The organism is Zobellia russellii, assembly GCF_018728565.1.
Classification (GTDB): Bacteria; Bacteroidota; Bacteroidia; order Flavobacteriales; family Flavobacteriaceae; genus Zobellia; species Zobellia russellii.
The window spans coordinates 105,295-121,738 of record NZ_JACSOI010000010.1 but is presented as its reverse complement, the minus strand read 5'-3'; the positions used below and the strand labels follow the sequence as shown (position 1 = coordinate 121,738).

Below are 16,444 nucleotides of genomic sequence, written 5' to 3'. Positions count from 1 at the left end.
ATTTTATGAAGAGGTTTTTTTATGCCAATTAGTGAAAGGTTAAAGTTTGTACTCTGCTTGCGGATAAAATACATGATAGCATTGACTACTAATGTGGCCTCCTCTAAATGCTAAAACGAAAAAACTATACTTAGTTTTCATAAAGTTGAATTATTACAAATGTTCGTTTACATTCTATCGCGTTCTTCCTGAGAACCGGTTTGTCTACTTCTCTTTTCTTTAATTTTTTTATTCCCAAAAGGAAAAGAATACGTGAGTTGAAAGACTCTTTCTGAAAAATCGTTATCGCCGTATGTTCTTATACCAAGTTCTGGCTGATGGTACTCCCATTCATCTTTGCCACCTGTTGCAGTTAAATCCTGTATGCTAAAAGTTAATGTGCTCTCGTTGCCAAATCGTTTACTGACTCCAAAATTTATAGAATGATATTGAAACTGAATTTGGTCACCGGAAATAAACGGACTCATATATCTACCATCAATATTAGCGGTCAATGAGTTACCCAATTCAAAAACATTATTGAGTTGGGCAGTAAGCGTAAACAGGCCCTTTTTGAAGGGTAAAGGGCGATTGGTGTAATCTTTCACCTTTTTGTATGCTCCATCAAGATTCCAGTTCATTTTCCAGATTTTACTTATTTTAATGGGAAAACTTGTACTGAGTAAGTAACCGTTCATGTTATCAAAATTGATCGGAGTGCTTGTCTGCAAGCCCTGTTCTTTATCTACAGTGTTATAAAATGAAATTGCACCTTTGGTCCTATTGACTTCAAAAGCAACCAAAAATGACCTTTGGTTATAAGCCAGCCGCACCGCATCAGTAAATGCAGGTCTAAGCCGGGTATTAGTTGACACCAACAGGCTTGGATCTATTAATAAATAAAACGCAGCTAAATGAAAAAAGGCCGGTCGCTCAATACGCCGGTTAAATGACAAGGTTAGCGTCCGCGTAGAATCAACCGTATAGGTAGTTCTAGCAACAGGAAAAAGATTAGTATAATCGGTAGAGAAATCATTTCCATCTACGGTGTCATCAAGTTCGTATTTGTAATTTTCTAGTCGCGCACCAATACTGCTTTCCCATTTTTCATTCCATTTTTTTTGGTAAGAACCATAGGCGGCCAAAATGGTTTCGCCAATTTGGTCATCTCTTCTAAAAGTTTGGTCTTCTGTCCAAACCCCATTGATTCTATTGCGATTCTGCAAAGCGCTGTTCGAATTATTAAAAGTGGCTTTAAGACCTGTTTGTAATTTAGCATGGTCTTCTGACTCCCATTCAAAATCCCCTTTAACCGTGTAAATCTCAAATTGTGAATTGCGTTCAGTCTCTTGGCTATCTATTTCTTCGGAAGGATTAACATAAGAGAGGCCAGAAAAATTTTGCACGTCCAATGCCACTCTATCCAAATCAATATTTATGGATTTATTCGGACTTAATTGTGAATAATAATTAAGGTTAAAAAAAGTATTACGGTTCGGATTGTTGATGTCAAGTATATATTGAGAATTCTCATTTTGAATAGCGTTAACCGTTCCATTAGAAATACTGGCATAATCATAGCCGGACATATTGCTTTTCGTGTATCCGAACAACGCACCGATTGTACTAGTTGAGTTTACCTCAACATCTACGCCTAAAGTTACCCCCAAAGAAGGGTTACTTGGGTTTGCTGCTGTCAATTTATTATAATAAAAATACTGATCACCTAGATACTCATATTCCCGATAATGTTTTAAAAACCACATTGGCGACCTGCTGTGAACCCCAGTGATATTGCCGTAGATGTTTACCCGGTTGTTTCGGTAATTAAGGTCGAACGAACCATTGAACTTTTCTTTTTTGCCAATTCCAGCGGTCAGGCTCGTATTCCCGTTCAATCCAAGAAAATTATTCTCCTTTAGTACAATATGAATGATGCCCGCTGCATTATTGGCGTCATACTTTGCTGAAGGTTGATGTATTAGTTCTATTCGTTCAATATTTTCTGCTTGCATACCTTTAAGCTGCTGTAAAAGTGCTGCTCGCGGAATTCGAGAAATACGATTATTAATCATTATTAACACCTGCCCTTTATTGCTCAAGCTGATACTGTTCGAATTTTCTTGTACGATTACCCCAGGGGCTTTTTGCAGAACCTGTAACGCATTGTTACCACTAAATGTTGGCAATGACCCCACATTAACAACAAGCCGATCACTTCTCTGCTCAAAAAGTGCTTTTCTACCAACTACGGCTACTTCATCTAATTGTTGGCTTTGCGTATTAAGTGTGAGCGAACCTAAAGAAAGTTCTTCGTTATAATTAAAGGACACCTTTTTATAAATTGATTCAAAACCTAAAAGATTTATGTTTAGGAGGTAATTTCCATTTGAAATTCCGTCTAATATGAAAAAACCATCTTGATTACTAATAACTCCCTTTACGAGCACTGAATCTTTTTGCAACAACAACACATTGGCAAATGCAACGGGCCCTTTGTTATCATCAATAATATTTCCATTCAATTTGCCTTGTTGAGCATAAATGGTTTGTACGAATAATAATGTAAAAAGTATTGTACGTAGTACTCTTAAAACAATCATGTTTACGTTTTTTATTCTATTTAAATAAAGGGGGAGTTTATCGTGACAATTGAATGTTCAAGAAGAAGACCTATTTGAAATTCACATTTTTACAGTCTCGATTCCAAAATCAGATTGAAAGGAGTTTCAGTTACTCTTGTAAATGTGTAAACCTACTAGTTGTTGTCACGCCTAGTACTCGTTTTTCGCCAGCTTGGGCACCTAAGGCAAGGCTTACTTCTTGATTGAGGGAAAAATGGTGTATACAAAGTAGTTAGAAAAACGTAGAAAACATGACCGATCAGGTTTACATTGCCCACTAACCAATCGCATGTAAAAAGCTCCACGATTATACTAATCTCATAGGGTTTTAACACTATATATTACAAAGGAATATACCCAATGGTCACTAATTAATTAGATTCGATTTCTTAAGTTAACCCACCTATAAAAGTTTTATTTGGTATCCACCTAAATATTAGATTGTTACAACCATTCAATGTAAGTTAAACAAAAAAATAAATAGTTGAACAAAAGGAGAATCTCAATCTTGTAAAAAACTACAAATAAGATTTACCTTATCAAAAAGTACAAGACTGACTTTAATCATTTCTTTTATTAAAAAATACCGACCATTAACGCCTTTGTATTTCTTAAGCTGTTTTTATTTTCTTAAAACTAACACACAAGTTGAACCTCCTAACCTATTAGCAGCAACTTTAATTTTTCCTGAAGATCACACTTAAGGTAACGAAGGTGAAACAGAAAAGGGTTAAAAGATAAGTGTGGCAATTTTATAATAAAGATGGTTACAATGAAAATTCTGCATCATTTCCAGCTACATTGATTCATACCCTTAACGGAGCTATTAAAGAGTTCGGGGTTGATCGACTACAACTTGAACACCTATTACCTCCGGTTACTTTAGTCGGTATTTTTCTAGAGTAGCGTTCATATCCAACATAAACTGAGCTCCCTTTATAAGGTCTTCCATATGATCAAGAATAGATTCATCTACTTTTAAGCAAATGTCTATTAGTGGGTTAGAGCACCAAATTTTATTACAAAAATTGCCTCCGCAATCTGCACAAGTGCACGGTTCTGTTGACTTATACACTATACTCAAAAGGTGATCTAGATCTTCTCTAGAAAGAAATATTCCAATAGTATCTACAATCATCTGCATTTCACAAATATGACTTGCAACCTTTGGCATTTTATATATTGCCCCGTAACCGTTCTGATATAGTAATTCCATTTTATCTGTTTACTAATTTGTATGGTTTCTATTAGTTTGCCGTTCCTAATTAATTTCAGGATTGCTCTATTCTTGCGCCCGCCTCTCTTCTATATTGATATAATCTGAATTGGATGGAGCACTGTTTATCTTACTAAAAGCCGGACACACTTAACTATGTCCGGCCTTGACTAACTCAACTCAAACAATTTTTTTATAATCTCCTTATTGTAGAAGTGCATATTCAAATGAAGGATACCCCCTAACCCCACTTTCATTTACCAAAGCGGTAAACTTTAGTTTATAGATATTGCCGTCAACGTCTTTTACAACAAAAAAGACATCTTCTTTTAATGATGGTAATGTACCGGGGCCTCCTCCGTTTCTCCAATTGCTACCAATTGCCCTTTGGTCAGTATCAAAAATGCCCTCGTCTATATCAGAAATGGTAAAGTCTCCATAGGATATAGTTTTTGTGTTAATCATATATGCACTAACATTGCCCATAGTATTGGTAGTGACAAAATCAGAATATCCATACGAACCAAAACCTTCTATTTCATTTGTAAAGACCGTAAAATTAAGATCCCATTTTTCCTTTTCAGGCTCCACACTTACAATAGATTCCGAGACAAGACTCACAAACTGATAATTAAACCCAGAATCTTTGGAAACACTGATTTCCTTATGCGTTGTATCACCAAGACCAGCATATTGCAAGGTATAACCCGTACCGCTCCTCAGCACTCTAATTTTCATCCAACCTCTAGAATCGCCTGAAGTACTAACACTACCCGCCTCTGGCTCCGTTGTTCCTATCTCAGAACCCATATTTACCAAATAGACCTTGTTTTCTGTATCCGTAGCGGAAATTTCTTGAATTGCCGTTCCATTAACATCGCCGTTAGGCATATCTACATATACCGTATTGGCCGCATCAAAAGTACCCACGGCCACACTGCTTTGTAAATCTGCCACTTGTTCCGCAGTAACTGCATCAATATTTGTCTCATCTAGTTCAGCAACCGCCATATATAACGACCCATTAATGGCCACCCTAAATTCATCTCCATTATAAAAAGCCAAATCCCAGGCTTCACGATTTATGCTGGTCTGGTTTTGAGCACTAAGGTCTACATATACTTGGTTTGGTTGGTTTGGTCCTCCAACTTCCGGAGCCATATTTCCGCCTAGCGCAGCGGTTTCCTCAAACGCCACTTGTGTTGTTGTGGTTCCGTTGGACAGACCTCCCGTAACATTTACTGTACTGATTTCAAAGCTGATGTTCTTCTCCGTTCCCTCAACGGCATCTTTTAGTTTTTTGAATAAGAAGGATGCGTTTTCCGCTCCACTTGCAACCTCAACGGTAACCACACCGTTTACTGCAGCAGGAACCGTTACAAAATCTTCCGTATCTCCATAATCTGCATTTGTGCCTGTAAAGGATATATCTATAGAACCGCTTTCGGTTGCAGCAGTAGAAAACACCAGATTAATGTCCTTTTCAGCTTCAGTAGCCCCAAAGCTCACTGACGGGTTTTCGAAAGCGACCACAAAATCATCTTTCATAACAGTACCGTCATCCGAATCACAGGCCGAAACCAGTAGAAGGAGTAAAAAAATAGATGTGAGTTTGATTGTAATTTTCATAAGTGTAAGTATTAGAAATTAAGGTTGTATAATAGTTTTAAGAAATATGATCTACCGTAACCAAGCAGAGCGCTGCTTGTTGAATTAGAATGTACGGCCCCTCCCCCAGCAGAAACCGTGTTCACACGTGTAACGTTCATAAGGTTTCGTGCACCAAGGGTTATCTGAAGTTTATTGTTATAAAATGATTTTTTCAGTGTTGCATCTAGCCAACTGTACTGGTCTTGTTCACCCTTAATAAAGATGACATCTCCATCTTCATTCTGATCCTGAAAAAATTGGTATTGTTTGCCGGTGTATTTGTAGTAGGCCGAAAAAACAGTGTTCCATTTCGGAAATTTGTAGGACAGGTTACCGTTCAACTGCAACGAATAGAGGTAATCATCATTAAATTCCGTCTGACTTTCCAGTGTCTTGGACTGGCCGGAAAATGACACTCCACCACTTAATTGTACGTTATTATAAGATAAAGCATTGGTAAGTGAAAGCCCCCAGGTTTTATAGCTGTCTATGTTGCTATATTGAAAGGCTAACGGATTGGTATTAACTATAGTCAACTCAATTCTATCATCAACTGACAAGAACCAAGTAGATAATTTGCTTTTCAAGGACCATGAGCTATCCTCTGCCCAAAACTCCTTTTTTAAATGTAAAAATGCCGAATACCCTCTTTCTGGATCAAGCGCTTCATTACCCCTTAGGTCATGATTGATATCTACAAAATAAGTAAACAACTCATCGTAATTAGGGCTTCTGGGCGAAGTTCCCAATACGGCTCGCAACTGATATCCGTTTTCAAAAAGATACCTAGAACTCAAAGAAAGTGCTGCTTGAGGATTAAATTTTGACGAAAAAAGTGCTCGCACTCCTGGTCTAACGGACAGTTTTTTGCTTAAAGCGTACTCAGCCGAAGCAAATACATCATACGACTCCAACCGTCGTTTAATATGATCTGTCTCAAAATCTCCTGCCAAAGAAGAAGAATATCCATCTATAACACTTAGCTCGTACCCTAGCTGGTAACCTGACCAATCGTTTGTAAAAAGGTTATTAAGTGTACCCCTTGAATAAAATCCCTTTCTAGACTCATATTCAAACCCTTCTTGATCAAATTTTTCCTCTGCCCTAATTCTATAATTATAGGTTTCAACATCCCGTTTTTGCTGCTGATAAGAGAAAGACGCATCATAATTTACCGTCTGGCCAAGATTTCCGGATAAATTTAAATGATGATTGAAACGTTCCGAATTAAAAATTTCATCGGATGCCGTTGGGTTGGTCGTTTGAGTCGCAGAATTCAAATTAGTACGTACCAATGAATCGTATCGGGACACTTCTTCGTCAAAATACTCAAACCTATAAAAGGCTTTCAACTTTCCGCCGGTATACCGTAAAAGTGCCTTGGCATTATTTTGCAATTTGGGCAACCACTCATAACCACGTTTACCATCGTTAAACTCATAAAACTGCCCTTTCCGTGTACCTAAATGACCTGCAAAATCATTTCGCGTATACGTACCGTTCACATACCATTTGGGAGAAATATTATGTCCTACTTTTAACGATTGAATATGGCGTCCTTCATCAAAAAAACCATATTCCTTACCAATAGTTTCTTCTTGTACATAAGGTGTTATTTGCCACTTGTATGCTGAAGATTTTTTTGTAATAATGTTGATAATCCCAGATACGGCATTGGCACCATATTGAACCCCCATAGAGCCTTCAACAATCTCAACTTGCTCAACATCATCTAAGTTTAATTGCGTTAAGTCCGTATTGTTGCCCAGCCCCTCATCATTAATTAGCGGAACATTGTCTATTAAAATCTTAAAGTATTGAGAATCCAGTCCAAATAACTGTACCCCACTTTTTCCGGTAGACGCATTCGGCACAATGTTTATGTTCAATGTCTGGTTGAGTACATCTGCCAAGTTATTGGCAGCTAAATTATCTATTACCGCACGTGAAATGACTTTTACTTGAAAGACGGACCTATCTACACTCTGCTCATTATACTGTCCTGTTACAACAACTTCTTCAAGCTCCGTTGTTCCTGTGGAATCGCGTTTTTCTTGGGCATTTACTGACCACAGTAAGATTACTGAAAATACTAGGGACAAAACGCGAACGGACATAAAAATTGTTTAGAATGATTCTTAATAGATTGCAAATATATATTTTATTTTTAATCAGTCTAAATAAATTTTATATTTTTGCTCCGGAAACAATTGACCCTATTAAACCTATATTTAAAATGAAAAAACTCCTTTTTTTATTCCTAGTTTGTCTATCGATGAGTTACCAGAGTAACGCCCAGAAAGACAAAAAAAATCAAGATATAGAAGCCATAAAAAAGATGTGTGGCTGCTATGAAGTAACCTTTAATTTTGCGGAAACCTTTAATTACAGCAACGACTCGCTCTACAAGCCCTCTAAAACAAAAGTGGATAAAGGACTGGAATGGGCCCAATTGGTTACGGATAAACCCAATAAAATTTCTATTCAGCATATCTTACAAGTAGGAAACCCTGCCGAACCCATGATCATAAAGCATTGGCGCCAAGATTGGTTATTTGAGAATACAGATTTCTATCTCTATAATGCCGGCAATAATTGGAAATACGATAGCAAAACCAATAAAGATGTTAAAGGGCAATGGACACAAAAAGTCTATCAAGTAGATGACAGCCCCAGATATGAGGGCACGGCCACATGGGTGCATGTTGACGGTAAAAGTTATTGGGAAAACACCACTCCCGCTCCACTGCCGCGTAGAGAATATACTACTAGAGGAGATTACAACCTGACCATGCGGGGCAACCGGCATGAAATTACTTCCTACGGTTGGTTGCACGATCAGGATAATGACAAAATATTACGCAAAGAAGGCGCGGAAGACGTACTTATAGCAAAAGAAAAAGGATACAACACTTATGTAAAAGTAGACGATTCCCGCTGTAGTGCTGCAGCCCAGTGGTGGCAAGACCACGACAAAAAATGGGATATAGTTCGCTCCAAATGGGATGATGTATTTAACCGAAAAAAAGATTTACATCTAGCGGAAAAAGTAGACAATAAAGTACTTTACAAATATCTGTTTGATGATGATATCACCAAGAAGAAAGAAATTGAAACAATAATAGAATCATTTGTACAAAACGAAGCCAATTGAAAACGATTTATAAAGTCATAACCCTTCTTACTTTATGCCTCGTAAGCTTGGTAAGTTTTACCAAACCCGTTGAAGCCGCTAACTATAAATGTTTAATTCAGCTTACGAATTACACGGGTGAAGGTGCCTATCTTGTAGTTTCTTTGCTGAACAACCAAGAAGAGTATATAAAGACCCTTTACGTACAAGGAAACGATAAGGAGTGGTATAGAGATGTTGAAGAATGGTGGAAGCAACTTTACGGTATAAAACGGCCAGATATAGACGCCATAGTTGGTGAAACTATTACCGGCGGCCAACGCAAGATGGCTATCTTAGAAATACCTAAAGACAAAATTGACAAGGGTTTTAAAATACGGTTTGAATCTGCAGTTGAAGACCAAGAGTATTATAAAGATGACGTTCTGTTCAATTTGACTTCGGACAACTTAAAATCAAAAATAGAGGGTACTGGATATATACGCTATATTCGGCTTTTACCACAATAGCATATTTACTATTAAGCCCTAAAACGAAAAATTTTAGGGCTTAATTTTTTAAACGACTTCAAACCATAACATGTTTCTTTAATCTTCAAAAAACATGGGCTACAAAATATTGCCAACTATCCATTGGCCTATAATGGATCAACCGGGTAAATTTTCCTCACTCGGTTATATGATTATTCGTTAAGAAAATAATATAATTTACTTATAATCAATTGTTTAAAGCAAAAATAACATATAAAGGCACGCTCTTTGCTTATAATTCTTTAGGTATCATAGAAAAGAATGTACTTGTTCCCCATACTTCATACTAATCTATGAAAACCATAAGGTCTTAGTACATCTAAATACCGTAAACAGAAGTTTGTGAGATCCAATACCTACTCATCTTGGATTGAGGAAAACAATTAAAAATTTATGATCATGGGGAAAAAGCTTCTATTACCAACAGATTTTTCAAAAAATTCTTTGAACGCAATTGAATATGCCATAAAACTATATGAGCATGAAAAATGCGATTTTTATATTCTCAACATCTATTCCCAAGATAGGTATGGCCTTGATAGCCTCAACCGTCTAGACCCGGACGATGCTTTTAATAAGCTATCCGAAAAACGTTCAAAACAAGGTTTAGGAGATATTTTAACTCACTTGACTTTTGAGGATAAAAACCCCAAACATGCCTTTCATGTTCTTTCTCGTTCCACACTGCTATTAGATGCCATAGATGATATTATTAAATCTCTGCATATAAACATGGTCATCATGGGGGCCAAAGGCATGACAAACAAGCGAACTGGAAAATACGGAAAAACCACACTCTCTGTAATAGAAAGCGTTAGAAAATGTCCTGTTTTAGTAGTACCTAGAAATGCAATCTTTAATCATCCAAAAGAAATCGTTCTTGCTACGGACTTTAAAACCGATTTCAATTTTTTTGATGTTAAGCAATTGGCTGAAATAGCAAAATTGAACAAATCCAGTATTCAAGTACTCAGTTTAGAAAGCGATGCTACTTTAAATCCTAAGCAAAAAGAGAATAAAATAATGCTTATCAAATATTTTGAAGATATAGACCTTGGCTTCAACATAGTACATAATGCAAAAATGGATATTGCATTAAACTGTTTCGTTAAAATTAGAAAAAGTAACATGGTAAGTTACGTTAATAAAAAACGAACGTTTTGGGAGAGGCTAGGTTTTGGAAAACATACATTGGGCAAATTAGGCTATTTTGAAAATATACCCGTACTCGCATTAAATGATAGGTAGAACACGTCTGTTAAACTACCTTATAAGAGCAGATTTACATCTGTCTATCACTTTTCTAAACCCATCAATTATTCCCCTTTTATCCGTTCTTTATTCCTTCTTTGATGTAATTTTGCACCGGCAATAAAGAGCATAAAATCCATGGAAGAAGGTTTACACAGATTACTATACGATTACCTATTAAAAACAGGAATGAGCGACAGCCTAGCATCATACCTAAATTTAGGAATAGTACTGGTGGCGGCACTTATCCTAGCCTGGTTCTTAGACCTAATTATTTGGCGCGTTTTGCGCTACATCTCTTTAAGGTTTGCCCGAAAGTCAAAAACCAACTTTGACAACTTTCTTGTTATCAATAAAGTACCTCGTTACGTAGCCCACATAATTCCTTTGCTAATTCTGTTCGAGTTTATTCCTTTTGCATTTTTTCATTTTGACTATGCAGGCCAACTGGCGCTTAAATTGCTACAGATTTTATTTGTTGTCCTAACGATTTTAATAGTCAAAAGTCTCTTTACAAGTACCAATGATTACTTAAAGACCAAGCCTAGGTTTAGAGATAAACCAATGGACAGTTACATTCAAGTTTTTATGATTTTTGCCTGGTTCATTGGTATCCTAACCATATTTGCCATAATCACAGATGTTCTCATCTGGAAGTTTTTCACGGCGCTTGGTGCAGGTTCGGCCGTTATTCTTCTCATATTCAAAGATTCCATTTTAGGTCTGGTTGCCAGTATACAGGTTAGTATAAACGATATGGTGCGTATTGGCGACTGGATTACCTTTGAAAAATTTGGTGCAGATGGCGACGTTATAGAAATTACCTTGGCCACCGTAAAAGTCCAGAATTTTGATAAGACCATTACCACCATTCCTACCTATTCCCTAATTTCCGATTCTTTTAAAAACTGGAGAGGTATGGAAGTTTCGGGTGGAAGACGCATTAAAAGAGCTTTGATCATCAGTCAAAAAAGCATACGTTTTCTAACCGATGAGGATATGGAATCACTTGAAAAAATTCAGCTTATACAGCCTTATCTTATCAATCAGAATGAGCAAATCAACTCATACAATACCACCAATAAAATAGATAAAAATCTAGCTATTAACGGCAGGAACCTGACCAATATTGGTGTATTCCGAAAATACGTAAACGATTATCTTCAAAACCATTCTGCCGTAAATAAGGGTATGACCTTAATGGTACGCCAACTAGCACCAACAGCACAAGGTATTCCTTTGGAAATATATGCTTTTAGTGCGGATAAGCGCTGGGAAAATTATGAATATATTATGGCCGATATTTTTGACCACCTCTTGGCCGCATTGCCCTATTTTAATTTAGAGGTTTTTGAGCTTCCCACTTCCTTGAATATGCCAACAGCTAATTAAGCCTCCATTACTAAAATTAAAACCAGACTGGCCGGACGGTTACATCTTCTTTAAAAGAGCCACCCAGTCTTCATGTGCTAACCCGGAGGTAGCCGGCGGGTTTCCGAGAGCTCTAACAGCACCTCCGGCAACGATCGGGATAGAGCCTTTTTGAAGTTCTCCTCCATTTAAAGGGTCAAACCAAAAAACCTCAAACTCTCCTGATTCCTCAGAAAGGTTGATTGTAGCCTCTTTTACTTGGGGAAGGAATGCCGCATAGACCTTACCTTTTTCCCTGAAACAATACGCCTCATCTATATTGACCAAATCGTGCTGTGGCTGCATGTTCCAATACGGCAGGTTTTCTTGAAAGAACGAACGTGCATGATTTGATATTTTCCAAAGTCTATCCCGCTGGCGCCAATCTTCTGAAGTAAGATCGTTGTGCAGATGCTTGGCTCCAAAGTACCACTCCACTCCCGCTCCACCAGAAAGTAAACTTCCCCAAAGCACGTATTTTCGTAAAGTTTCATGGGTTGGATCTTCACTATCCAAAACAGCACCCTGAAACCATTTCCCTATCTCATCCATGGTAATCATCCATTCATGGCCCGTTTCCTTAGATTTCTTCCTCCATTCTTCAACAACGTTAGCAGCATGCTTTCTTTCGTCTTGCTGTAATGAGAGCCCATCTACATATCTATAGCCCACAATAGAGTCTAGAATTTCGCTTCTCAAAGGGGCATGAGCATGCGTATGTAACAACAGCGGATGATTGTAAGGGTCTGTCTCCTTAATAAACTTGGCCATAGCTTTTCTTTGCGCATCGTTCTGGCCCAAAGGCGACCATTCCGCAGGTCCATTTTCTTCTCCCAAGTTCCAAGTAAGGCCCAAATGGTGGCCAAAACGGGCTATCAACTCGCTTAAATAAAGCTTTCGCATTGGCCCGGTTTCTCCATTATCCAATAGCGTTTCATTCTCTGTTTCTTGTAGTACAACGTGAAGCATCAACCCCTTTGATTGCATATGGTGAAAAACAATTTCCCATTGCTCCAGTTTGCTCACATCAAAACGGCTAAGCTCCTCCGGTTTTGTATATGGCCATACGTCTTTTCCATCACCAAGGATATTCATGGTTAAGAAATAAACGGTATTCATTCCTGTATCTGCAAGGTAATTTAACGCCCCAATCAAAGCTTTTCCTTTACCGTCCTTCCACGTTGGGTCTCCCGCTTTCCAATCAGTTATGTGAGATAGATAGGAATGTATTTCATCTGTAGTGCTCGCCTCTCCTTCATCGTTTGAAGAAGCTATCCGATACGTACCATCAAAATCTACATAACCCAGCAAATTTTCTGGGCTGTTGGCCCCTACTTTTAACCAATAGGTGTCCGTATTTTTAAATTTGTAATAGCCCTTTGAGACCACAAGCCTCCCATTTGCCCTGAAATCCACCCCTTCTTTATCGGATTCAATTACTTTAAAAATGCCTTTGGCATTTGAAATAGACACCTCTTTTGCTTCTGACACGTTTTCCTGAATGGCGATGCTGTCTTTGTGGTACAATTTTGCGGAATAGCTCCAATCTCCCAGCAAATCCGGTGAAAAACGTACCCTCCAAATATTTCCTTTTTTTGCGCTAGTCTCCGAAGCATTCCCATCTGCCGCATAAAACCCTCTAATTTTATAACTGGTCTGTACATTTGTAAAAACCACCTCTAGACGATAATTTAAAAACGGATTGTTTTCTGCATCCTCCGAAGTTTCAGGACCTTCAAAATCTATTTCTACTGTGTGCCATTGCCGGTAAATTCCACTAGATATTGTAGTGTTATTAGTTTGGGCGGTATTTGAGTCTACAGTTGATACTTCTGTTGCTACCGGTTCTGATGCGCTATTTGAATTGTCCGTACCGGTTTTTGACACATTACAGCTTGATACTGTAAAAAATACAAGCAGTGCCAACATAATGATGCACTTTGATACTAAAAAACGTGTTCTGGAGAGTGAATGTATTTTCATTGACATAGGTTAATTAATAAAGCAGATTAGTTTTTGAACTGAACACTCTAGGGAATCTTATATTCAAAAGGCATTTTATTGCCCATTGATCCGCCTAAAGACAGTACAGCATATTTTACCGCAAGTCCGAAAATAGAATAAGAAATTCATTTCTCCAACCCTATTTCTTTAAATAGCTCACTAAAAAAAGCCATAAACTAAAATTAGTTTATGGCTTTAATACCAAACAGGTATTCGTTTATGAGTAACTCATAATTTTATATACCAGGTTCCGGTCTATTTCTCTATAAGGTCTGCAAGTACCTTCTTAAACGTTTCTACGGGTTGTGCACCTGTAAGTGCGCTCTTTTTATCAAAAACAAAAGTTGGCACGGAAGATACGCCAAGCCCCTGCCAATACTGTCCCTTGGAAGCTACCTCATAACGGGCAGTATCATCATCTAAACGGGACATTGCTTCTTCCACATTTAAGCCAACGGCTTTCAATTCTTGAGCTAGAACTTCTCTATCGGACACATTCTTTCTTTCGCTAAAAAATGACGTAACCAATCGCATTTTCAATTCGGTCTGCTTTCCTTTTTCATGGGCGTATTCCAACAGAACATGTGCATCTCGGGTATTGGCCATTCTCATTTCATCAAAATAATCGAATGTAAAACCTAAATCTTCACCAAATTCCGTCATACGTTCCTGAGACAATTTTTGTTCCTCAAGAGATGAACCATATTTTTCGGCAATATGTTCTTGAACATTTTGTCCTTCTGCCGGCATATTCGGGTTTAATTCGAAGGGTTGCCATTCCAACTCGATTTTATCCTCAACACCCAACTCGGAAATAGCACGTTCTAAACGCTTGTAACCAATTACACACCAAGGACAAACCACATCCGAAACCAAATCTATCTTTATCTTTTCTGCCATAATTTATATCATATCATTTTTAACCAATAAATAATTTGCCGAACTCGTTTGGCAAACTCTCTATCTAAGACGATTTTGCCTATACAACCTTACTAATTTGAACTTGAGGTTTAGCATTTGTAAAATTTAGGTAAATCGCTTAAAATCTTTTCTGCATTGGAACCGAACGATTCTTGGAAGGATTCTAACGAATCAAAAAGTAAATTCGCAATAACCGCGTATGGCGCTTGATCCGAAGGGGTTGCTCCGGTAAGTCCAAAATTAATATCCGACCCCTTAATGGCATCCCCCATTAAGTCTTCCAATAATTGACTGTGTTTTGTTGTGTAATATTCTTTATCGAACTCTAAATCTTTACTGTTCGGGTACATTACGGTTAACTTTATCATAGTACTTTTTTTTAAGTTGATGAATAGGCCATCTATGCGAAAAAATTGATAAGCATTGTGTGCTCAATCCTTATTTATAAATGAAAAAATAAACCTCCCGCATAAAACGGAAGGTTTATATATTGCCATCAAGCTTCATTAGCTTACAACATTAGGCAACTTCGTTTTCCTTTTTCCAAGCAAATTTCTCGAACGCAGCGTCAACTGGAGTTTCTGCAATGTGGTTCACATAGTTACTGATTACTTTTTGAGAAAGTCCCAAAATGATTTCCAACAATTGTCTTTCTTCATAACCCGCTGCATAAAATGCTTTAACATCTTTAGGCTCAATATACCCTCTGTTGCGAACAATTTTAAGGGTAGTCTCATGAAGTACCTGTAACTTTTCAGATGGCAATTGAGTTCCGTTTCTTAATGCTTCCGTAATAGCATCATCTACCTTCATCATTTTTGCGATTGCGGTATGTGCCGGTACACAATAATGACATTCGTGCTCCACGTTAATGGTTTGCCATACTACTGTAAGTTCATCATTATCAAATGAAGAGTTTACAAAAAGCTCGTGTATAGATTGGTATGCTTCCAAAAGACCAGGTGCCGAGGCCAATACGCCATGTAGATTAGGTATATTACCATACGCCTTTATTGATTTTTCCAATAATGGCTTGCTATCTTCCGGTGCGGTTTCTAAAGTGTGAATCGTTAATGTACTCATAGTTCTAATTTTAATTTATTTATATTTCTAAGCAAATGCTTAGTTTAGGGTTAAAAAATTTTTAAATATTTAAAAACGTTATTTCAATCGTATCATTGATTTGGTTTTGGTCGAAAACTTTTGATGAAACTGACAAACCCAACAAACTATTCATTAAATAATTTGACTGCCTAATAGCTTCTTCTTGAGTTTTTCCTTCCTCTTGCAAAAGATTATCTACAAATAGTTGCTTGATGCTATTGGCAAATTCTATTAACTGTTCCATAATTACTGGGTCTGCATCTGCGTTAATTTCATTTACGGTATTGGTTACCAAACATCCCTTATTCTTCCCATCTTCCTTTGCAAACTCCAAGAAATCATAAAAATATTGCTTAATACCTTCCTTACCATTATTAGACTTAGAAAGTTTATCCGTTATGACGCGTACACGTTTCCGGTAGGCATTAATGCTTTCAACAAAAACCCCTTGCTTATTCCCAAAGCTAGAATAAATAGAAAATTGGTTGATCCCCATTTCCTTTTCAAGCATACGAACCGTAGTAGCCTCATAACCATTTCTCCAAAAAAGAGCAGTGGCCTTTTCAATTACTTCATTTTCGTTATATTGTTTTTTTCTAGCCATTATTTCTAAACTATAACA

The 16,444-nt window shown here is 37.4% G+C and carries 13 protein-coding genes; 4 read left to right on the top strand and 9 right to left on the bottom strand.

All coding sequences use genetic code 11. The features are described from left to right. Window positions 1-167: 167 nt before the first annotated feature. The 4 genes from H9565_RS18435 to H9565_RS18420 form a co-directional block, all read right to left on the bottom strand. Window positions 168-2,582, bottom strand: coding sequence for an outer membrane beta-barrel family protein (locus tag H9565_RS18435; RefSeq protein WP_215441852.1), 2,415 nt, complete (start codon window positions 2,580-2,582; stop codon window positions 168-170). Window positions 2,583-3,480: 898 nt separating this feature from the next. After that, a complete protein-coding gene (locus tag H9565_RS18430; protein ID WP_215441851.1) occupies window positions 3,481-3,819 on the bottom strand; it encodes a hypothetical protein in 339 nt (112 codons plus the stop codon). A gap of 204 nt (window positions 3,820-4,023) precedes the next feature. Then, entirely contained in the window at window positions 4,024-5,448 is a 1,425-nt protein-coding gene (locus H9565_RS18425; protein WP_246560795.1) for an HmuY family protein, read from the bottom strand. 11 nt (window positions 5,449-5,459) lie between these two features. Further along, a complete protein-coding gene (locus H9565_RS18420; protein WP_215441850.1) occupies window positions 5,460-7,586 on the bottom strand; it encodes a TonB-dependent receptor plug domain-containing protein in 2,127 nt (708 codons plus the stop codon). 119 nt (window positions 7,587-7,705) lie between these two features. On the opposite strand from H9565_RS18420, the gene H9565_RS18415 reads away from it, so the two are divergent. The 4 genes from H9565_RS18415 (at window position 7,706) to H9565_RS18400 (ending at window position 11,775) form a co-directional block, all read left to right on the top strand. Beyond that, window positions 7,706-8,623, top strand: a complete 918-nt coding sequence (locus H9565_RS18415) for a DUF6607 family protein (RefSeq protein ID WP_215441849.1) — start codon at window positions 7,706-7,708, stop codon at window positions 8,621-8,623. Beyond that, window positions 8,620-9,111: a DUF2271 domain-containing protein gene (locus tag H9565_RS18410; protein ID WP_215441848.1), complete on the top strand. Its 492-nt coding sequence runs from the start codon at window positions 8,620-8,622 to the stop codon at window positions 9,109-9,111. Before H9565_RS18415 ends, H9565_RS18410 begins: the two co-directional genes overlap by 4 nt. A gap of 420 nt (window positions 9,112-9,531) precedes the next feature. Beyond that, window positions 9,532-10,380, top strand: coding sequence for a universal stress protein (locus tag H9565_RS18405; protein WP_215441847.1), 849 nt, complete (start codon window positions 9,532-9,534; stop codon window positions 10,378-10,380). 141 nt (window positions 10,381-10,521) lie between these two features. After that, on the top strand, window positions 10,522-11,775 hold the full coding sequence (locus tag H9565_RS18400) for a mechanosensitive ion channel family protein (protein WP_215441846.1): 1,254 nt from the start codon (window positions 10,522-10,524) through the stop codon (window positions 11,773-11,775). A 39-nt stretch (window positions 11,776-11,814) separates the two neighbouring features. On the opposite strand, the gene H9565_RS18395 is transcribed toward H9565_RS18400, so the two are convergent. From H9565_RS18395 to H9565_RS18375, 5 genes are all read right to left on the bottom strand, one after another. Further along, window positions 11,815-13,722 (bottom strand): DUF5060 domain-containing protein, encoded by a 1,908-nt coding sequence (locus H9565_RS18395; RefSeq protein ID WP_215441845.1) that lies wholly within the window; start codon window positions 13,720-13,722, stop codon window positions 11,815-11,817. A gap of 330 nt (window positions 13,723-14,052) precedes the next feature. Beyond that, on the bottom strand, window positions 14,053-14,697 hold the full coding sequence (locus tag H9565_RS18390; protein WP_215441844.1) for a DsbA family oxidoreductase: 645 nt from the start codon (window positions 14,695-14,697) through the stop codon (window positions 14,053-14,055). Window positions 14,698-14,807: 110 nt separating this feature from the next. Next, on the bottom strand, window positions 14,808-15,086 hold the full coding sequence (locus tag H9565_RS18385) for an EthD family reductase (protein ID WP_215441843.1): 279 nt from the start codon (window positions 15,084-15,086) through the stop codon (window positions 14,808-14,810). A gap of 151 nt (window positions 15,087-15,237) precedes the next feature. Beyond that, on the bottom strand, window positions 15,238-15,801 hold the full coding sequence (locus tag H9565_RS18380; RefSeq protein ID WP_215441842.1) for a carboxymuconolactone decarboxylase family protein: 564 nt from the start codon (window positions 15,799-15,801) through the stop codon (window positions 15,238-15,240). Between the two features lie 61 nt (window positions 15,802-15,862). Next, window positions 15,863-16,426: a TetR/AcrR family transcriptional regulator gene (locus H9565_RS18375; protein WP_215441841.1), complete on the bottom strand. Its 564-nt coding sequence runs from the start codon at window positions 16,424-16,426 to the stop codon at window positions 15,863-15,865. Window positions 16,427-16,444 lie beyond the last annotated feature (18 nt).